The organism is Xanthomonas sp. PPL134 (assembly GCF_040595915.1).
In the GTDB taxonomy this organism is placed as follows: Bacteria; Pseudomonadota; Gammaproteobacteria; order Xanthomonadales; family Xanthomonadaceae; genus Xanthomonas_A; species Xanthomonas_A indica.
Genome location: NZ_JAMDLL010000001.1, coordinates 999697 through 1019342, shown reverse-complemented (window position 1 = coordinate 1019342; position 19646 = coordinate 999697). Strand labels below are relative to the sequence as shown.

13 protein-coding genes and 1 tRNA gene are annotated in these 19646 nt (G+C 69.3%); 11 read left to right on the top strand and 3 right to left on the bottom strand.

All coding sequences use genetic code 11. The features are described from left to right. Positions 1–17: 17 nt before the first annotated feature. From M3U25_RS04360 to M3U25_RS04345, 4 genes are all read left to right on the top strand, one after another. Positions 18–3065, top strand: a complete 3048-nt coding sequence (locus tag M3U25_RS04360) for a TonB-dependent receptor (RefSeq protein ID WP_355499766.1) — start codon at positions 18–20, stop codon at positions 3063–3065. 169 nt (positions 3066–3234) lie between these two features. Beyond that, a complete protein-coding gene (locus M3U25_RS04355) occupies positions 3235–4905 on the top strand; it encodes a hypothetical protein (protein ID WP_355499769.1) in 1671 nt (556 codons plus the stop codon). Positions 4906–5003: 98 nt separating this feature from the next. After that, entirely contained in the window at positions 5004–6200 is a 1197-nt protein-coding gene (locus M3U25_RS04350; protein WP_355499772.1) for a DUF3142 domain-containing protein, read from the top strand. Further along, entirely contained in the window at positions 6187–8397 is a 2211-nt protein-coding gene (locus M3U25_RS04345) for a hypothetical protein (RefSeq protein WP_355499775.1), read from the top strand. The genes M3U25_RS04350 and M3U25_RS04345 overlap by 14 nt, the downstream gene beginning before the upstream one ends. A gap of 347 nt (positions 8398–8744) precedes the next feature. On the opposite strand, the gene M3U25_RS04340 is transcribed toward M3U25_RS04345, so the two are convergent. Both M3U25_RS04340 and M3U25_RS04335 read right to left on the bottom strand, forming a co-directional pair. Next, complete coding sequence (locus M3U25_RS04340; protein ID WP_242081013.1) at positions 8745–9053, bottom strand: hypothetical protein; 309 nt, start codon at positions 9051–9053, stop codon at positions 8745–8747. Positions 9054–9062: 9 nt separating this feature from the next. Next, complete coding sequence (locus M3U25_RS04335; protein WP_355499779.1) at positions 9063–9671, bottom strand: STY0301 family protein; 609 nt, start codon at positions 9669–9671, stop codon at positions 9063–9065. 92 nt (positions 9672–9763) lie between these two features. Here M3U25_RS04335 and M3U25_RS04330 point away from each other — a divergent pair, with 92 nt between their 5' ends. The 3 genes from M3U25_RS04330 (at position 9764) to M3U25_RS04320 (ending at position 13596) form a co-directional block, all read left to right on the top strand. Next, positions 9764–10159, top strand: a complete 396-nt coding sequence (locus tag M3U25_RS04330; RefSeq protein ID WP_242159874.1) for a DUF2628 domain-containing protein — start codon at positions 9764–9766, stop codon at positions 10157–10159. A 158-nt stretch (positions 10160–10317) separates the two neighbouring features. Then, positions 10318–12483, top strand: coding sequence for a TonB-dependent siderophore receptor (locus tag M3U25_RS04325; RefSeq protein ID WP_355499783.1), 2166 nt, complete (start codon positions 10318–10320; stop codon positions 12481–12483). A gap of 429 nt (positions 12484–12912) precedes the next feature. Next, positions 12913–13596: a serine protease gene (locus tag M3U25_RS04320; RefSeq protein WP_343242788.1), complete on the top strand. Its 684-nt coding sequence runs from the start codon at positions 12913–12915 to the stop codon at positions 13594–13596. 571 nt (positions 13597–14167) lie between these two features. On the opposite strand, the gene M3U25_RS04315 is transcribed toward M3U25_RS04320, so the two are convergent. After that, a tRNA-Cys gene (locus M3U25_RS04315) sits at positions 14168–14241 on the bottom strand. 376 nt (positions 14242–14617) lie between these two features. Between M3U25_RS04315 and M3U25_RS04310 the strand changes: the two genes are divergently transcribed. The 4 genes from M3U25_RS04310 to M3U25_RS04295 all read left to right on the top strand — a co-directional run bounded on the left by M3U25_RS04310 (position 14618) and on the right by M3U25_RS04295 (position 19628). Then, the gene (locus M3U25_RS04310) at positions 14618–15802 is read left to right on the top strand and encodes a hypothetical protein (RefSeq protein WP_355499786.1); all 1185 of its coding nucleotides are present in this window, start codon (positions 14618–14620) and stop codon (positions 15800–15802) included. 242 nt (positions 15803–16044) lie between these two features. Beyond that, a complete protein-coding gene (locus M3U25_RS04305) occupies positions 16045–17334 on the top strand; it encodes a divalent metal cation transporter (protein ID WP_355499789.1) in 1290 nt (429 codons plus the stop codon). 147 nt (positions 17335–17481) lie between these two features. Next, positions 17482–18066, top strand: coding sequence for a hypothetical protein (locus M3U25_RS04300; protein ID WP_355499792.1), 585 nt, complete (start codon positions 17482–17484; stop codon positions 18064–18066). 227 nt (positions 18067–18293) lie between these two features. After that, the gene (locus M3U25_RS04295) at positions 18294–19628 is read left to right on the top strand and encodes a sigma-54 dependent transcriptional regulator (RefSeq protein WP_355499795.1); all 1335 of its coding nucleotides are present in this window, start codon (positions 18294–18296) and stop codon (positions 19626–19628) included. The last annotated feature ends 18 nt before the right edge of the window (positions 19629–19646 follow it).

Below are 19646 nucleotides of genomic sequence, written 5' to 3'. Positions count from 1 at the left end.
GCCACCAGGAGATGCATATGTCGCAGCGGTCGATCCAGCGGAGACGGACGTGGGGCGTGCTGCTCGCCACGGCCGCCGCCTCGGCGATCGCGCAGCCGGGCGGCTTCGACATCCCGGCCGGGCCATTGGCGCCGGCGTTGAACACGCTGGCGCGGCAGGCAGGCCTGCAACTGCTGTATCGGCCCGATCTGGTCCGCGACCTGTCCACCCCCGGCGTGCGCGATATCGCCGATCCGCTGCAGGCGCTGGACGCACTGCTGCAGGGCACCGGCCTGCAGGCGCAGCGCGAGGGCAGCGACATCGTGCTGCGGCGCCAGGCCGCGGTCGTCGCACCGGCGGTTGCAGCGACGCCCGCGAAGACGCCGCCTGTCGCCGCGGCGCCGGCCCAACTGGCCACCCTGCACGTCACCGGCTCGCGGATCCCGCGCGCACAACTGGAAGGACCGGCGCCGGTGACGGTGATCGACGCCGAGCAGATCCGCGCCAACGGCTTCCAGCGCCTGCCGGACGTGCTGCGTGCGCTGACCCAGAACGGTGGCGAGACCCAGAGCCAGCAATCGGCCAGTGGCGCCGACTACTCGCCCGGTGCCGAACAGGTGAGCCTGCGCGGACTGGGGCCGAACCACACCCTGGTGCTGATCAACGGCCGCCGCGTGGCCGACTTCCCGCTGCCGTTCAACGGCCGCAGCAACTTCGTCGACGTGGCCAGCATTCCGCTGGCCATGGTCGAGCGCATCGAGGTGCTGAGCGGCAGCGCCTCGGCGATCTACGGCTCCGACGCGATCGCCGGGGTGATCAACATCCTGCTCAGGCGCGACGCCGACGGCACCACGCTGGACGTGCGCGTCGGCCAGAGCAGCCGCGGCGATGCGCGCACGCTGCAGGCCAGCCTCACGCACGGTTTTTCCGGCCAGGCGCTGTCCGGCCTGGTCAGCATCGAGGCGAACCTGCAGCAGCCGCTGTGGGCCTACCAACGCGACCGCCAGGATTCCAGCAACGACGCCCCCACCGCGCGCGCGGCCGCACCACGGCGCGCATTCCTGCGCACCGATGCCGACGACCGCTACCTCGACCCGGGCGCCGCGGCCTGTGCAGGGCTGGCGTCGCTCAACGGGCACGACACCGGCTACAGCGCGCGCGACGGCGCCGGTGCCGGCGGCCTGCCCGGCTACTACTGCGGCAGTGCGCACGCCATCGCTTACGGCACCGTGCTGCACCGTCGGCGCAGCCTCGATGCCTATGCCACGCTGCACCGCACGCTGGGCACGCGTGCCGAGTGGTTCGCCGACGTGCAGGTGGGCCTGCAGGACATCGCCCTGATGCGCAGCGTCCAGACCTGGGCCTACATGCGCCCGGACGGCAACGAGGAAGGCTATTTCTACAATCGGCGTACCGCGCAGGTGGAGTACTGGAACCGGCAGTTCGCGCCGGAGGAAATGGGTGGCCTGGCGGTCGGCATGGTCCACAACCGGCAGCAGCGCCTCAGCGTGGCCACCGGCGTCGAGGGCGAGCTCGGCACCGGCGGTTGGTCGTACGAGGCGGTGCTGAGCCACGCCCAGGCGCGCCTGCGCACCACCTGGCCGCAGATCGTCGCCGCGCGCGCCAACGCCTGGTTCCTCGGCGAGCAGGTCGGCGTGGACCCGCGCTCGGGCTATCCGAGCTTCGACGCCGATCCGGCGCGGCTGTACACCGCCCTGACGCCCGCCGAGTACGCCGCGATCGCCGCGCGCACCACCTACCGCCCGCAGACGCGGGTCGACGCGGCCACGCTGACGCTGCGCCAGCCTGCGCTGTTCGGCCTGCGCGGCGGCGATGCCGGCTTCGCGCTCACCGCCGAAGTCGGCGAGCAGGCCTACGCCCTGCACCCCGATCCGCTGGCGACCCGGTCCTACTACTACAGCTGGCGCGATGCCGACGGCGCCGGCCAACGCCGGCGCTGGGCGCTGGCCGCGGAACTGCGCCTGCCGTTGCTGGAACCGCTGACCATGGACAGTGCGGTGCGCTACGACCGCTACGCCTATTCCGGCCGACAGATCGGCCGCTTCACCTGGAGCGCCGGCCTGGAGTGGCGGCCCAGCGACCGCCTGCTGCTGCGCGCCTCGCAGGGCCTGGGGTTCCGCGCCCCCGACCTGCACTACCTGTACGCCGGTGAGGGCATCGACGAAAGCCAGGGCACCGACTACGTCCGTTGCGCCCGCGAAGATGCCGCCGTGGCCGCAGCCGATTGCCGCTTCGACAACGAGCCGCTGCTGCGCCGGCGCGCCGGCAACCTGGAGCTGAAACCGGAAACCAGCCGCGCCTGGACCGCCGGACTGGTCTGGTCGCCGCTGCAGGGGCTGGACCTGAGCGTGGACTACTTCGCCATCGACCTGCGCGACCAGGTCGAGGATCTGTCCGCCGACCGCGCATTGCGCGACGAAGCCGACTGCCGCCTCGGCCGCCGCCCGCTCGCCTCGCCCGCCTGCCAGCAGAGCATCTCGCGGGTCGTCCGCACGGCAGATGGACGGCTCTACGCCGTGGCCCTGGGCCCGATGAATCTGGCCCGCACCACCACCAGCGGCGTCGATGCGCTGCTGCATGGGCAACGCGAGACCCGCTTCGGCACGTTCGACGCATCGCTCGCCTACACCTGGGTCCGCGAATACCGCACCCAGCTCTACGCCGGCGAACCGATGCAGGACGCGTTCGCGGTGAACAGCCGGGTCGACATGCCACGCACCAAGGCCAGCGCCAGCCTGACCTGGTCGCGCCAGGCCTGGTCGGCGACCCTGCATGCGCAGCGGCTGGGGCGCCTGCCCAGCTGGGCCTCCTCCGCCGGCACCTACGACCCGAGCAGCGGGCTGCCGGCGTGGATCGGCGCCAGCTACCGCGTCAATGCCACCGTGGAACGCCGGCTGGATGCGCGCAGCACGCTGTCCCTGGGCGCCACCAATCTGTTCGACGCGATGCCCCCGCGCGACCGCAGCGCCGTCGTGTACCCGTTCTACGACATGTCCTGGTTCGATACCGTCGGCCGCCAGCTGTTCGTGCAGTACAACCGACGCTTCGGGGCGGCGGCGCCCTAGGGCGTGTCGCCCAGGTACGGTACGCGCAGTCCGTCTCGCGCCCGATCGGCTCCGAGCACGGTAGGGAAAGCCGCCACTGGCTCGTCTATCTACCGCAACGTCCCCCGCGGGAGACGCTGCCGCGCGCTGCTGCCGGTTCCCGCACCGCCCTGTTCCGGAGCACCGCTGCATGCAGACCCTGATCCAACGCGGCATGGCCGCCCTTCACCAGGACGACTTCGAGGGCCTGTACACGCTGTGGTCGGGCACGAGCGCGCTCGATCACCTGCAGGAGGCCGACCTCGCGCTGCTGATGCAGCGCTGCGACGCGCGGATCCAGGCCGCGCCGGGCGACGCCGGGCCATGGTTGATGAAGTGCCTGATCTACCTGGACCGCAGCGCGCACTTCAACAACAACCGCGAGCAGGCGCTGCGCACTGTCGCCGACTGGGCCGGGCGCGCGATCGGCCTGGCCCCGGACAAGGCCGAGGCGCACCGACTGCTCGGCAGCGCGCACTACTGGCTGGACGAACACGCCGCCGCGATCGGCGCCTACCGCAATGCGCAGGCGCTGCAGCCGCAGGTGGACCTGCAGGTCCGCCTGTTCGAGATGGAGTCGCTGCCGGCCGGGCAGTCGCCGCAACTGCTGCAGCTGGACTTCCGCGACGGCAACGCTTGCCACTACTACGGTGCCGGTGTGTCCATCGGCAAATGGAAGCACGCGGGGCTGGATCCGGCCGACGCCGGCTACGTCGACGCCGTGCAGTTCGCGCTCTACGAACACTGCACCACGCTGTTCCGGCAGGGCCTGGAACTGGGCGACACCGCCACCTGCAACACCGACACCCACACCTTCGCGATGTGCTGCAACAACCTCGGCATCCTGTACATGGACCGCGGCCTCTACGCGCAGGCGCAGGCCATCCTCGAGGAGGGCCTGCGCCACAGCCAGTTCCAGTTCCTGTACCAGAACCTGCGCGAGGCCTATCGCCATCAGGGCCTGCGCGCCGAGGCGGCGGACCTGGCGCTGACCCTGATGATGGACTACGAACTGGACACGCCGCTGTTCCTGGATTGCGCGCAGGCGGCCTGCAGCCATCTCAACCGTGTCGGCCGCCATGCCGACGTGCTGGAGATCGCCGATGCGGCGCAGGAAGCGTTCGAGGCGCTGCCCGACGACGCCCAGGCCGATCCGGAACTGCTGCGGATGTACGCGCTGGTGCAGGCGCACCACCGGCTCACCGCGGCGCGGGCGCTGGGCGGGCTGCAGCCGCAGCAGGTCGACACTGCCCTGTCGCGGGCGGCGGCGGAGGCGAATCCGCACGACCTGGACACGCTGTTCGTGCACGCCAGCGCGCTCGGCGAGGCGCGCGAATATCCGGCCGCGGTCGACGCCTACACCACGCTGATCGCCCAGGCCGCGCAGCAGCAGGACGCGCAGGCGCTCAAGCGCTCGCGGCACGGGCGCGGCTACCTGCTGCTGTACTATCTGCCGGACACCAAGGCCGCGCTGCAGGACTTCCTCGCCGTGCAGCGCGACGGCACGGACGACTTCTACACGCACTACTACCAGGCCAACTGCCATTACGTGCTCAAGGACTACCGCAGCGCATTGCCGGCCTGCGACGCCGCACGCGCCCTGCTCGACGACGCGATGTTGCAGGCGGACCCCGGCTCGGCGGCGCAGCTGTACATGATGGAAGCCAATTGCCACATGAACCTCGGCGCCTACCCCGCATCGCTCGCCGCCTTCGAGCGCTCGCTGTCGCTGCACGAGCGTGCGGACGTGCGCGAGAGCTACGAGCTGGCCCGGCAACTGGCGGCCAAGCCGAAGAAGCGCCTGTTCGGGCTATTCTCGTGATGACCAGCGCATGAGCCGCGCTGCGCACAGTGCCTGCCCGTCGGTGCCGTGGCCGCGCCGCCGCCGCGTGCAGCCGTGCCTGGCCTGACCCGGCCGCCGTGTCGCTGCGCCGCGCGCTCCTCGGACTGAGTCTGCTGCTGGGCGGCTGCGCGGCATCGGCACCGGCGCCGCTGGAACAACAGGTCTACGTCTGGCAACGGCAATGGAGCGGCGCGCATGCGGTGGCGCTGGCCCAAACCCGCGCGGACTTCGCGGCGCTGCGCGTGCTGGCGTTGCAGGCGCATCCGCGCGCCGGCTGGGGCCGCGCCGCCGTGGATCTGCGGCAGCTCGCCGCCGATGGCCGCCCGGTGATCGCGGTGGTGCGGCTGGACGGGCAGTTGCCGGCACTGGATGCGACGCGCATCGACGTCGAAGTACTACAGGTAGTACGCCGCTGGCGCGCCGCCGGCGTGGCGCTGCGCGGGGTGGAGATCGACCACGACTGCGCCACCGCACGCCTGCCCGCCTATGCGGCACTGCTGCGGCAACTGCGCGGCGCGTTGCCGGCCGAGCTGACGCTGAGCATCACCGCCCTGCCCGCCTGGCTGGAGAGCTCGGCGCTGACGCTGCTGCTGCGCACGGTCGACAGCTCGGTGCTGCAGGTGCATGCGGTCAATGCGCCCGCCACCGGCCTGTTCGATCCGGTGCAGGCGCGGCGCTGGACCGACCGCTACGCCCAGCGCAGCGCCACGCCATTCTGGCTGGCCCTGCCGGCCTACGGCGTGGCGCTGGTCGACAGCGCCGATGCCGACGTTGCCCCGCTGGTCGAGAGTGAAGCGCCGCTGGCGGCACGCGGCACACGCCACGAACTGCGGGTGTCGCCGCAGCAGCTCGCCGCGTTCGTCGCTGCGCTGCGCGACCGCCGTCCGCCGCACCTGGCCGGGCTGGTCTGGTTCCGCCTGCCGCTGCCGGGCGACCGCCGCGCCTGGCCGCTGGCGACGCTGCAGGCCGTGGTGCACGGGCGCCCCTTGCACGCGGCGGTGCAGGTGCAGGCCAGCGGCACCGGCCCGGTCTACGATCTGAGCTTGACCAACCATGGCAACACCGCAGCCGCGCCGCCGCAGCACGTCGTCCTGCACGGCAGCGCCTGCGAGGCCGGCGACGCGCTCGGCGATTACCGCCTGCAACTGCCGGCACAGGCGCCCCGTTTCGACCGCACCACCGCATCCCCGCCCCTGGCCGCCGGAGAACGCCGCGCGCTCGGCTGGGTCCGCTGCCGCGCCCTGCACACAGGTGCCATCGATGTCCTGCCGTGATTCCCGACCCGCGGCCGCGCTGGCCGCCGCGCTGCTGGTCCTGCTGCCGCTGGGCGGCGCCCGCGCCTGCGGCCCGGATTTCCCGTACCGCCTGCTCGACGACCGCGCCGGCGCCCTGGCGCAGTTGCCGGAGGGCAGCTTCGCCCGCGAGGTGCAGCGCCTGGGTGCGCCGATCGACGGCCTCGGCCGCGCCAGCGCAGCGACCTTGCCGCGCTACTGGGACGCTGGCGCGCAATTCCCGCAGCAGCGCAGCGACGTCGAACGCACGCAACTGAGCGCTGCGCAATTCGCCCGGATCGAGCAACTCCGCGCGCTGGACGATGCGCGGCGCGTGGAGCGCGAAGGTGCCGACCTGCCGCCGGAACTGCGCCTTTACACCGCTGGCGCGGTGGCGTTCGCGCAGGGCCAGTACCCTTCGGCGGCGGACTACTTCCGCCAGGTGCTGGCGCTGCCCGAAGCACAGCGCCGCGCGCGCAGCACCTGGGCCGCCTACTCGCTGGGGCGCAGCCTGGCGCTGGCCGCCGAGCGCGCGCTGCCGGGCGATGCCGCCGCGCAGCGCCAGGCGGAGCGGCAGCAGGCGCAGCAGGCCTTCCAGCAGACCCGGACGTTGCGCCTGGCCGGGTTCGACGATCCGCTGGAGCTGGGCATCGCCAGCCTCGGCGAGGAGGCGCGCCTGCTGCTGGCCGCCGGCGACTGGAACGGCGCGATCGGCCTGTATGCGGTGCAGGCCGCGCAGGGCTCGGCCACCGGCATGAGCTCGCTGCAGCAGGTGGCCGCCGATCTCGCCCGCCGTAGCGATGCGGCACTGGCACCGCTGCTGCGACAGCAGGCGGTGCGCCGGCTGCTGATCGCCAAGCTGCTCAGCGACACCACCGCCTTCGATCCCGAGACCGGCAGCGCGCTGTCCTCGGCGCGCTTCCTGCGCCTGCTGCAGGAGGGGCAAGGCGATCCGGTGGAAGACGCCGACCGGCTGGCGGCGCTGGCCTATCGACAGGGCGATTATCCCGGCACCGCGCGCCTGCTCGCGCATGCCGGCGACAGCGGCCTGGCGTGGTGGTTGCGCGCCAAGATGGCACTGCGCGACGGCGATGCCGCGCGCGCGGCACAGGCCTACGCGCAGGCATCGCGGCGCTTCCCGCCGAACGAGGACTGGGGCACGCGCCGTGCCGCCGGCTGGAGCAACGAGACGGTCAAACCGCAGTGCCGCATCGACGGCGAAGCGGCGATCCTGGCATTGCAACGCGGCAGCTACGTGGAGGCGTTCGCGCAGCTGTACCGCAGCGGCGACCTCTATTGGGAAGACGCCGCCGCGGTCGCCGAGCGCGTGCTCACCGTGCAGGAACTGCAGGACTACGTGGATCGCCACGTCCCCGCCGCACCGCCGGTCGCCACGGACGCGACGACGAATGACTGGGAACGGACGCCGCCGCTGAAACTGCGCGAACTGCTGGCGCGCCGGCTGATGCGCGCCGGCCATTACGACGACGCGCTGCCCTATTTCGCCCAGCCCGAGCTGCGCGAGGCGGCACGCCGCTATCGCGATGCGCGGCGGCAGGCGGCCTCGGCCTGGACCGGCATCGGCCGCGCCGAGGGCCACTACCAGGCCGCGCTGATCGCGCGCCGCCACGGCATGGAATTGCTGGGCTACGAGCTGGGGCCGGACAACCGGGTCTACGCCGGCAACTATGCCGACACCACACTGCACGCGCGATTGCGCCCTGGCGGCCTGGTCGCCGCCGCCGAAGCCCAGCGCTGGGACGCCACCGCCGCGCAACCCTATCGCCGTTACCACTACCGCTGGATCGCCGCCGCCCTGGCCGATCGCGCTGCCGACGACCTGCCGGCACGCAGCCAGGCCTATGCCGCCGTGCTGTGCCAGGCCACCGACTGGCTGATCACCCTCGACCCGGCACAGGCACGTCGTTCCTACCAGCGCTACGTCGCGCACGGCGCGCTCAATCCGCTGCCCGGCAAGGCCTACGTGTTCGGCGTGGGCGCCTGCGAGACACCGGATTTCGACGGCGCGCGGCGGCGCCTGTGGAGCGATCGCGGCCAGGCCTTGCGCCAGGTCGTGCACGCGCACCGACTCGCCCTGGGCGCGACCGGGCTGGCGCTGCTGACCGCGGCGGGCTGGCTGCTGCGCCGGCGTATGCGACGCAAGGCGCGCACCGCCACAGCGTCGCCACCGCAGGACTGATCCATGGCGCGGGGCCGGACGCGGTCCGGCACGTGACCGCCCTCGCCTGCATCAACCGCGAAACCATCAGGCGCGCGCTGCCCCGCCCTGACCAATCCCCAATCCCGACTCCCCAATCCCCAAGGTAGGGATCGCCGCCCCTCGCTCGTCTCTTCAACAGGACTTTCCTCTTTCGGGCTGGAATCGCGTCGGCATACGCGGCACCGCCCGCTCCGCCGTCCTGGACGACCGTTCTCCCGATGCAGCACCGCACCACGCGCGACAAGGACGTCACCGCCCGCGGCATGCGCCGCGCGGTGCGCGTGTGCCTGCGTGCATCGTGTGCGCACGCGGGGTGGAGACTGCGCTCAGTTCCAGCAAGACCAGGCCAGGCAGGCCAACGCCATCGCGCCCAGGCAGCACCCACGCACCCTGCGGCGACGGCTGAGCAACGCGTGCACGCCCTGCAGCAGCACCAGCGCGACCAGCACGCACAGGCCGACCAGGCGCCCATTGCCGCTGTCCTGGAAACCGGCCGAGGACAGCGACGGATCGCTGCCGTCCACCCACGCGTACGGGCTGCCCGAGACGGCGTACAGCAGCAACATGCCCAGCACGTAGACGCTCCAGGACAGCACCTGCGCGGCGATCGCCACGGCCTTGCGCGGGCGTGCCATCGCGCGGCCTCACTCGCACACGAACAGGATGCCGGCGGTCGCATCGGCGCTGCTCGGGCGCACCGGCGTCGCCTCGCAGCGCACGACATCGCCGACACGCCGGGAGACCTGCACCAAGCCGTCCGGCCCGTATCCGCACACCAGATAGAGGCCATGCGGATCGGGCGCATCGAAGCGCCAGATCGACACGCCCGCATCGCCGGGGCGGCGGGTGTCCTCGTTGCTCGGCACCAGCGCGGCCATCTCGCGCGGCGGCCCGGAATAGACGCCGCTGGAGAACAGCCGCAGCGGCGGCGTGGCGGCGAGGTCGACGCGGGCCCCCGCCGGCAGGTCCGGGCTCTGCAATGGCGCGTCGGCGACGCGCAGGCGCTCGGGGCAATGCAGCGTCTCCCTGGCCGCGGCAGGCGCGGCGAACAGGATGCCAATGAGCAGCGGCAGTGCGCGGCTCGCCGTGGCGGACATTTCCTGCAACCCCATCGCGTGCTCCTTGTCGACTGCCGCATCGAGACCGGCCGACACCGCGTCCCGGCCTTCCACTCCCAGGGGCGTCCCTCGCAAACACCGCAGGTCGCCTCGCTGGAGCGCGCCTACGGTGCCCGCGCCGCCGGCAAAGGTCAACGCGGCACCTCCGCACACCGCCGGCGCCCTGGCGCGCACTAGCGCGCGATCACGCATCCCCCCGCCCCATCCACCCGCAGAAGAGAACCACGATGCACAGCACGACCCACGATTACAGCCAGTACAGCCCCAAATGGCAGTTCCGCTTCCACTTCTACGACACCTACGGCGAACCCAAGTCGGCGCGCTTCAAGGACGCGATGAAAGCGCTGCCGTTCAAGGAGAAGCTGCGCCTCAACATGAACTGGTTCGCCTTCTTCTTCGGCTTCATCTACCTGTTCGTCATCGGGCTGTGGCGCAAGGCGCTGGTGCTGCTCGCCATCTCGCTGTGCTGCGGGATCGCGTTGGCCTTCCTTCCGGACGCGGCCAGCCGGGCCTTCGGCATCGCCTATTCGATCCTGGTCGGCATGACCGCCAACTACGCCTACTATCTGGACAAGGTGAAGGGCAGCACCAGCTGGAACCCGTTCGAAGGCATCCGCTGGTAAGCGCTCCCTCGCGCAACGCCTTGCATGCGCACCGGTCCGCCGCCGCAGTGGCGGCGGACCACCCCATTCCCTCGCCACCCAGGCCCGCGGCCAGGCAGCCCTTCCCCCCGCCTGTGCGCCTCATCGGTCGCGCGCAGGCTCCGCAAAGGAGTCGCCTGATGTCGCCCACTTTCCACCGCCCGGCGTTCGCGCGCCGCACCCGCCGCGTCGCACCGCTGGCCGCCGCCATCGCCGTCCTCGCCACGGCCGGCTCACCCGCTGCCGGCGCGCAAACCGACGCCACCACGCTGCCCGCGGTGCGCGTCAGCGAGCGCAGCGATCCCGGCAAGCGCAGTAGCGCCGCCACCAAGACCGACACCAGCCTGCTGGAAACGCCGCAGTCGCTGTCGGTGATCGACGATGCGCGCATGCAGACCCAGGGCGCGCAGACGCTCAAGGACGCGCTGAGCTACACGCCCGGAGTGATCCCCACCCGCTACGGCACCGACTCGCGCTACGACTGGATCTCGCTGCGCGGCTTCGACGCCTATGCGCCCGGCTTCTACCTGGACGGCATGCCGCTGCGCAATAACGGCAACTGGGGCATCTGGCCGATCGAGCGCTACGGCGCCGAACGCATCGAGGTGCTGCGCGGCCCGGCCTCGGTGCTGTACGGGCAGAGTGGCCCTGGCGGGCTGGTCAACGCGGTCAGCAAGCGCCCCACCGCCGAGCCGCTGCACGAACTGCAGGTGCAGCTTGGCGATCACCGGCGGCGGCAACTCGCCGGCGACCTGTCCGGGCCGCTGAGCGAGGACGGCACCGTCCTGTATCGCCTCACCGCGTTGGCGCGCGAGGCCGAGCTGCCGGCCGGCGGCATGCGCGACGACCGCCGTTTCCTGGCCCCGGCGCTGACCTGGGCGCCCAGCGAGGCCACCCGCCTCACCCTGCTCTCGCAACTCGGCCGCACCCGCGCCGGCGTCTACCTGCGCATGCGGCCGGCGGTGGGATCGCTGGTGCCGACGGCGATCGGCACCTATCTCCCCAGCCGCCTGTTCGAAAGCGACCCGGCCTACAACCGTTTCGACCTGGACACGGCGATGGTCGCCGCGCTGTTCGAACACCGCATCAACGACGTGCTGCGCCTGCGCCAGAACGCCCGCTACGGCCGCCTGCAAGTGGACTACCGCAGCGTGCAGGGACGCGGCTTCGTCATCGACGACCCGGCCGATCCGCTGGACCCGGCCAACTTCACCCGGCTGCGCCGCACCGCTTCGGACAGCAAGGAAACGGTGCATGCGCTGAACCTGGACAACCAGCTCGAGCTGCGCCTGCACGCCGGCGCCGTGCAGCACACGCTGCTGTTCGGCCTGGACTATCAACGCACGCGCATCGACCAGGTCAGCCACAGCGGCGGCACCACCACGCCGCTGGACATCCGCCATCCGGTCTACGGCGATCCGGTGCAACTGCCCGCCCCCTGGTACGACGGCATCGCCACGGTGAGCCAGACCGGCCTGTACGTGCAGGACCAGGTGCGCTGGCGCGAGCGCTGGCTGCTCACCATCGGCGCCCGCTACGACCGGGCCGACAGCCAACTGCACAGCCGCCTGGACGGCAGCCGCAGCGACATCGTCGAACGCAAGGCCAGCAAGCGCGCCGGTCTGACCTACGTGGCCGCGAACGGCTGGGCGCCGTACCTGAGCTATAGCGAGTCCTTCGTGCCGACCGCCACGCGCGACCCGCTGAGCGGCCGCGCGTTCCGCCCGGAAAGCGGGCGCCAGTACGAAGCCGGCCTGCGCTTCCAGCCCGATGGCGGCACGCAGACGTACAGCGCCGCCGTGTTCGACCTGCGCCGGCGCAACTACCTGACCTACGACCCTGACTTCATGCCGCGCCAGACCGGCGAGACCCTGGTGCGCGGCCTGGAACTGGAGGCGTCGCTGCACCCGCTGCCGCGGTTGCAACTGATCGGCTCCTACAGCTACACGCCGACGGTGCACGTCACCGCCAGCAGCAACCCGCGCGAACTGGGCAAGCCGCTGTCGGCGGTCTCGCGCCATGCCGCCGCGCTGTGGGGCGACTACCGCTTCGACAACGGCATCCGGCTCGGCCTGGGCGCCCGCTACACCGGCGCCAACCGCGGCGACCTGGACGCCGCGCGCGCCGAGGTACCGGCATTCACCCTGTTCGACGCGCTGCTCGGCTACGACCGCGACCGCTGGAGCCTGGCCGTGAATGTGCGCAATCTCGCCGACAAGACCTACCTCAGCAACTGCGACGCCTACGACAACTGCTATTACGGCGAGCAGCGCCGCGTGATGGCCACGGCCACGTATCGGTGGTGAGGCCGCGTGTGCGCGATGGCCAGAGGAGCGATCGCGCACATGTCTCCTTATGTCGAGGCTCGGACCATGTCGCCATCGGATCTGGTCATGTCCGACCCAAGATGGATGTTCTATTGCGTCATGAACGCTTCGGAGCAGGACCTACTGGGTAAACATCGCGCCTCAGAAGCCGTCAAATGGCGTATCGAAGGCAGGCTAAGAATCCCAACTGGCTGGGCTCAGGCCTGCCACTTGTCGGACGCAACCTCCAGGTCGACTGCGTCTTCCGCTGCCTACTGGCGACTGTTCTAGTTGACATGAGTCACGAGTCTGGAATAGCTAATTAGCTGCGACTTGATGTAGCGTTTCCGACTAGGATCAAAGCCTTCCGCTTCACTAGCGACGCCTAGCCAGGAAGCCCCCAATACGCAGACGAGAGGCCGCTTGCGCATGATCAACTCAAATGTTCTGCACTGCGTTCGTCAAGTTAAGATTGGCGACAATGTGGGAACGCTATTTACCATAGAAGTCCAGGGTCTTCAGTACTTGGTGACGGCTAATCACCTGCTTGAGCAATGGGAATCGGGTGATTATATTGGCATCTGGCAAGGCAAGGAATGGCGAGGCATGCCTGTTGAGCTAGTTGGCACACACGAAGCAGGAGATGTAGCGGTGTTTGCTTCCTCCATGCAACTGTCCCAGCGCCTGCCCTTGGAGGCGAGCAGCAAAGGCCTGATATGGAGTCAAGATGTATTTTTCCTTGGCTTCCCATACGGATGGCGTGCAGAAGTGCCCCCCGAACTTAATGGAAAATACCCCCTTCCCTTCGTCAAAAAAGCAATTGTTTCCGCCATGGTCGTTGCAGATGGTTTCGAAACGATATTTCTAGACGGCCTCAACAACCCTGGATTCTCTGGCGGGCCTGTAGTTTTTATTCCACCAGGCTCAAATGATTTTCAGGTCTGCAGTGTCGTGACTAGCTTCCGATATGTAGCCGAGCCTGTATACGAGGGTGACTCGGAGCACTCATTGGTCTACAGGGCGAATACCGGAATCATCGAGTCAACCAACATCCGCATCATCTTAGAGTTGATCAAGAACAACCCCATCGGTCTAGCCCGGCCTTCAACTTAAATGCTCACATTGATCGCTGTAGATCACGACTTGGCAGATGCCGAACTGGTCGTGTGCGTCGCGAGCGAGACGAACAAAATTTCTCGCAACCTGTGCTCATAGCTGGGCGGGCGCATTACGTTCGACGCCGCCGCATGCCGACCCGCCTGCGGCGCCGCAAACCATCAAGCCCATTCACGTCCGTCAGTACGTGACCTGGTGTGCCATCGCGGGCAGTGGCACGTCAGCGCGAACCGCGAGAAAGCTCCCGATATCGTACATCTGTAATTCGCGCGTGAACGAAGTTACACCGCGATGCCGAATCAGTGCACTGGCGTCAAAGGATTGCGCGAGACCAGCGGGGACCTGTGCATCGAGGACGAGCAGTAAGAGGCTGTCAGCAGATGAGGCGGGCGACATTTGGCAGGCCCAGAAGCAGGTCAGACACAGATCGGTGGTTATGACCGAGCACTATGTGCGCAATCGCTACGGGGCAAAGTTGACCCCAAATGCGCTGACGATTGCGGAAAAGGCCCCTGGATTGCGGAAAGATCAGGACCCGCAAAAACGAACGTAAGTCGTTGAAACGAAATGGAGGCCTGGGTCGGAATTGAACCGGCGTACGCGGATTTGCAGTCCGCTGCATAACCACTCTGCCACCAGGCCGGTGGACTGACGTCTTGCCGCAACGCCAGTGGCGTCCGACAAAAACAAAGCCCCGCTGTCGGGGCCCTTGCGGCGGGCACTGGACGATGCCTTGCGGCTCTCGTTCAACGCATTGATTCAAAAGATGTTTTTGAATCAGCCCGGCGCACAACGGACTGCATTGTGTACCAAGCTCCCCGGCTTGGCAACCCTGCGCATAGGTGACCGGGACCGCGCAGAGGAAACCACGGCAGGCGCGCGGCGTCGCCAGCCGACTGGAATGCCGACCACAGCGCCATGCCAGCTGAGGTAGACAAGCGCCGCATCGCGCGCCGCCGCGCAGGATCGGCGTGCTGCCGCGCTCTAGCATGGCGCCACACCCAAACGAGGCATCGTCATGAACCGATGGACACGCTGGAGCGGGGCCGCGCTGTGCCTGGCCGCAAGCGCCACCGCCGCCGCGCAGACCTGCGCGTTGCAGACGCAGACTGTGAACCTGCCGCTGGCCTCCAAGGCCACGCCAACGTTCGCTTATCAGGTGCGGGTGCAGCTCGGCAGCGATGCCGATGGCCGCAGCAGCGGCAGCCAGGTGCTGGAGGTGGATACCGGCTCCACCGGCGTGGTGGTGCCGTTGAGCGACGCGCTGCGCAGCGCCTGGGACGCCTCCAAGACGCCTGGCTACATCTTCTATTCGAGCGACAGCAAGTATCACCCCGGCAAGTACGTGGACGTGCCGATGCGACTCGGCGTCTCCGCCGACGGCAAGACCGCCGCGGCGCGCGTGGATCGCATCACCGTGCTCGCCGCGCAGTGCACCTGCGATGTCGCCAGCGTGGCCCAGCAACCGAAGCCGCTGGCGCAGGTGCCGACCACCTGCGCCGGCTATGACGGCAGCCCCGCGCTGAGCAGCAGAACGCAGGTGCTACGCAACTGCAGCACCATCTCCCCGCACTTCGGCATGATGGGTGTGGGTTACGACCGCGGCGTCGATGCCGCGCGCAATCCGTTTCTCAATCTGGTGCAGATGCGTGCGCAGCGCATGAGTCCCGGCTACATCGTCAGCGCCAAGGGCATCACCCTGGGCGTCAGCAAGCAGGCGCTGAGCGGTTTCGCCCTGGTGCCGCTGCAGCGCGGCGCGGCCACCGCCACAGCACCGAGCGACTGGCAGGCGCCCACCGCCTGCGCCAGCTTCCCCGGCAGCGGCAGCGACTACCGCGTCTGCGGCAAGTTGCTGCCCGACACCGGCGTGTCCTACATGATGCTCAACCCGGTGGTGCCGCCCGCCACGCCCACCAGCCTGCAACAGACCGTGGAGATCGCCGGCCACCCCACGCGGGCGGTGCCGGATGCCACCCAACTTCGGCTCGACGTCGTCGACGCCAAGGGGCAGCCGGTGTTCGGCTACGGCTTCGCGGTCGGCGACGGCAAGGCGGCGACGCCGGACAGCGTGCAGTGGCGCGGACCGCTGAAGACACCACCGGCGCACATCAATAGCGGCCGTCACCTGCTCGCCGCCGGCGACTACGCCTACGACGCCGCCTGCGGGCATGCCGGCTTCAGGACGACGCAACCTGGCGATTGAATGCGCCGGCGGGTGTCGTCAGATACGCGCGGACCTCGGAGGCAGCGGTGGGGCTAGCTGTCTCTTGAGGACAAGGTGCCCATCGGGCGACAACGCCGCGTTGTTCAAGCGACCGGTGCACCTGTTTCGCGGGCGGATACGCGCGCGCTGCCCGCCCCTTCACGCGCTGTACGCAGCATCGCCCACAGCACATTTAGGCCATCCTGATTAGGTTTGCGGCTCTGCCCGAGCTGCCGATCGCGATGACGCCACCCGCTGCGCCTGCCGAATCCGCGCCTGCACCGCGGCGCAATCTGTTCCGTCTGCTCGGGTCCGGCGTGGTCACCGGCGCGGCCGACGACGATCCCTCCGCCATCGGTACCTACGCCAGCGCCGGCGCGCGCTACGGCTTCGCGTTCCTGTGGATCGCGCCGGTGCTGCTGCCGATGATGTACCTGGTGGTGTATCTGTCGGCCAAGCTCGGGCGCGTGGCCGGCAAGGGCTTGTTCGCGATCATTCGCGACCGCTACCCGCGCTGGGTGCTGTATCCGGCGGTGGCCGGCGCCTTCGTCGGCAATGTGATCGAGGCGGCCGCCAACCTGGGTGGCATCGGCGCGGCGCTGAACCTGCTGATCCCGTTGCCGGTGCCGGCGATCGTGGTGATCGCAGCGGTGACCATCTTCGCCCTGCAAGTCTTCGGCTCCTACCGCCTGCTGAAACGGATCTTCCGCTGGCTGGCGTTGGCGCTGTTCGCCTACGTCGCCGCCGCCCTGATGGCCCGACCCGACCTGCGGCAGGTGCTGCGCGGCACCTTCGTGCCGCATGCCGAGTTCAGCCGCGAGTATCTGTCGATGATCGTGGCCTGCATCGGCACTTCGTTGTCGGCCTACATCTTCACCTGGCAGTCCAATCAGGAAGTGGAAGAGCAGATCGCCAAGGGCCACCGCAGCCTTGCCGCACGCCAGGGCGCCAGCCGCGGCGAACTGCGCCATACCCGCCGCGACGTCATGGTCGGCATGCTGTTCTCCAACCTGATCCTTTACTTCATCATCCTCTCCACCGCTGCGACCCTGCACCGCTCCGGCCAGACCGAGATCGCGACGGCGGCGCAGGCGGCCGCCGCGCTGGAACCGCTGGCAGGCCCCGCCGCCAAGTGGCTGTTCGCGCTGGGCGTGGTCGGCGTGGGCTTTCTGGCGGTGCCGGTGATGACCACGGGCGCGGCCTACGACCTGGTGCAGGGCATCGGCCGCGAGGGCAGCCTGCACGCGCGACCGCGCGAGGCCAAGCTGTTCTATGCCACCATCGCGCTGGTCACGGCCATTGCCGTGGGGCTGAACTTCCTTGGCGTCAATCCGATGAAGGCGCTGGTGCTGTCGGGCATCGTGCAGGGCATGTCGGTGCCGCCGTTGCTGTTGTTGATGATGCTGATGAGCAACGACCGCACGCTGATGCGCGGTCGCGTCAACAGCCGCATCACCAACGCACTCGGCTGGATCACGGTGGTAGTGACCTTCGGCGCCAGCGGTTGCCTGCTGGTCACCCTGCTGCTGTAGGCACGCAAAAGCTGCGCGACTGAAAAACTTTCGCCGGCGCGCTGCGCCTGTCGCGCCGCGCCGGTGCAGCACAGCGCACCGTGGGGAAGAAGAAGATGCTGGCACGCATTCTGCGTTTCAAAGGCATCCGCTTTCGACGCCTCGCCGATGATCCTCAGCATTCTGCAACACCGTCTGCCCGCATGGCCGCTGCACGATCCGGTCACCGCCGGACGCACCAGCGAGATCACGGCAGGCCAGCAGGCGCAGATCCTGGTGCTGTGGGGCGGCGAAGTGCGCAACGAGCGGGCGCTGTTCGGCCGCCGCGATGCGCCGGACGGACCATTGATCACCAGCGAACGGCGCGACCGCACCTGGCCCGCCGCGCAGGCCGCGGTCTGGGAAACACAGCGCTGCCTGGTGCCGATCGCCGGCTTCAGCGTCGCCGGCGACACCGCGCATGGCGCATGGATCTGCGACACGTCCGGTGCCCTGTTCGCGGCCGGCCTGCGCAGCAGCATGCAGACCCAGGACGGCTTCCATCTGTCGTGCTTTTCCCTGCTCACCGAGGCGGCGGCGACGCCGGACCTGCCGAACGAAGTGCCGTTGCTGATCGGCGCCGACGACGTGATCGAGTGGCTGTACCTCGACGGCGCCGAGGCCCTGCGGCGCCTGCAGCACGTGCCGGCACAGCGCTTCGTCTCCATCGCTGCACTGTTACGCGGTCCGCTGCCGCACGAGCGCCCGCACTGAGTGCCACCGCGCGGCGCGGTTGCGATGCGCAAAACAACGTGAGTCAAACGCGGCATGCCGCACACATTGCATGCGCATGCGCGCGAGGATGCGGCGGCGCTTGACGACATTGCTGAAGCACCCCGAATCCGCTTCAGCATGATGAGGACGCGTCTTAGCCTGTTTTCGCCTTGCGCTCACACACGCGGAGGACGATGGAATGACCTGATCCGCAGAGTGCAATCCGCATGACAAAACCCCTGCTGGCGATCGTGGAGGGCAATGCCGCGTTGTCGGACCACGTGTCCACCTTCTCCCTGCGCCGCGGCCTGGCGTTGACCCGACTGCCCTCGATCGCGCATGCCCGGCATTGGCTGCAACAGCAACGCATCGACCTGCTGCTGCTCGATGGCGATGTCGAGCGCGTGGCCGCAATGGAACTGATCAACAGCATGGCCGGCCGCGCCGATGCGCGCATCGTGCTGCTGGCCACCGAGGCGCAGATGCCGAAATGGCGCGGCCTGGCCGGCGGCAGCGTGGAGTTGTTGCAGACCTCGCTGCCGTGGCCGCAGATCGATGCCGAACTTGAGCAGGTCCTGCACCGGCTGCCACCACGGCGCGGCAAGGCCCGCTTCGGCCTGGTCGGCGAATGCGCGGCGATCGCGCGCGTGCAGTCCGACATCGCCCGCGTCGCACCGCTGGACATCTCGGTGCTGATTGCCGGCGAAACCGGCACCGGCAAGGAGCTGCTGGCCAAGGCGATCCACGACGCCAGCGGCCGCAGCGGGCGCCTGGTCGCAGTGAACTGCGGCGCGATTCCGCCGGAGCTGCTCGCCAGCCAGTTGTTCGGTCACGAGCGCGGCAGCTTCACCGGCGCCAACCAGCGCCATGCCGGCTATTTCGAACAGGCGCAGGGCGGCACCCTGTTCCTGGACGAGATCGGCGAGATGGCGCCGGAACTGCAGGTGTACCTGCTGCGCTGCCTGGAAACCGGCGCGATCACCCGGGTCGGCAGCGATGCGGAGGTCAAGCTGGACGTGCGCATCGTCGCCGCCACCCACCGCGACCTGCTCGGCAGCGCCAGCACCCTGCGCCGCGACCTGTACTACCGACTGTCGCACTACGTCATCGAACTGCCGCCGCTGCGCGAGCGCGGCGACGACGTGCACCTGATCGCCGATGCGCTGCTCGACACGCTCAACCGGCGTTACGGCACGCGCAAGCAGTTCGACGCCTTCTCGCGCACAGTGCTGGCCCAGCATCGTTGGCCGGGCAATGTGCGCGAACTGTCCAGTGCGGTGGCGCGCAGCTACTACCGTGCCGATAGCGATGCGGTGACGGTCGAGCCCCTGCTGCAAGGCGAGGCAGCGGCGCCGGTGCGCGAGACACATGGCCGGTACGCAGCGACGGACGACGAGGTGACCTTCCGCGTGGGCACGCCTCTGAAGCAGATCGAGCAGGAGATGTTGGCGCGCACCCTGCACGTCAACGGCGGCGACAAGTCCGCGGCCGCGCGCAGCCTGGGCATCAGCGTGCGCACCATCTACAACCTGATGTCGCGCAGCGATCGCGATTTCCGCTGATCGCCGGGGCACCGCGGC

Bases quoted from the DNA above. Each gene is read 5' to 3' on its own strand.
- M3U25_RS04325 (WP_355499783.1), top strand. From the start codon at position 10,318: ATGTCGCCCACTTTCCACCGCCCGGCGTTCGCGCGCCGCACCCGCCGC.
- M3U25_RS04305 (WP_355499789.1), top strand. From the start codon at position 16,045: ATGACGCCACCCGCTGCGCCTGCCGAATCCGCGCCTGCACCGCGGCGC.
- M3U25_RS04340 (WP_242081013.1), bottom strand. From the start codon at position 9,053: ATGGCACGCCCGCGCAAGGCCGTGGCGATCGCCGCGCAGGTGCTGTCC.
- M3U25_RS04295 (WP_355499795.1), top strand. From the start codon at position 18,294: ATGACAAAACCCCTGCTGGCGATCGTGGAGGGCAATGCCGCGTTGTCG.
- M3U25_RS04345 (WP_355499775.1), top strand. From the start codon at position 6,187: ATGTCCTGCCGTGATTCCCGACCCGCGGCCGCGCTGGCCGCCGCGCTG.
- M3U25_RS04310 (WP_355499786.1), top strand. From the start codon at position 14,618: ATGAACCGATGGACACGCTGGAGCGGGGCCGCGCTGTGCCTGGCCGCA.
- M3U25_RS04320 (WP_343242788.1), top strand. From the start codon at position 12,913: ATGATCAACTCAAATGTTCTGCACTGCGTTCGTCAAGTTAAGATTGGC.
- M3U25_RS04330 (WP_242159874.1), top strand. From the start codon at position 9,764: ATGCACAGCACGACCCACGATTACAGCCAGTACAGCCCCAAATGGCAG.
- M3U25_RS04355 (WP_355499769.1), top strand. From the start codon at position 3,235: ATGCAGACCCTGATCCAACGCGGCATGGCCGCCCTTCACCAGGACGAC.
- M3U25_RS04360 (WP_355499766.1), top strand. From the start codon at position 18: ATGTCGCAGCGGTCGATCCAGCGGAGACGGACGTGGGGCGTGCTGCTC.
- M3U25_RS04300 (WP_355499792.1), top strand. From the start codon at position 17,482: ATGATCCTCAGCATTCTGCAACACCGTCTGCCCGCATGGCCGCTGCAC.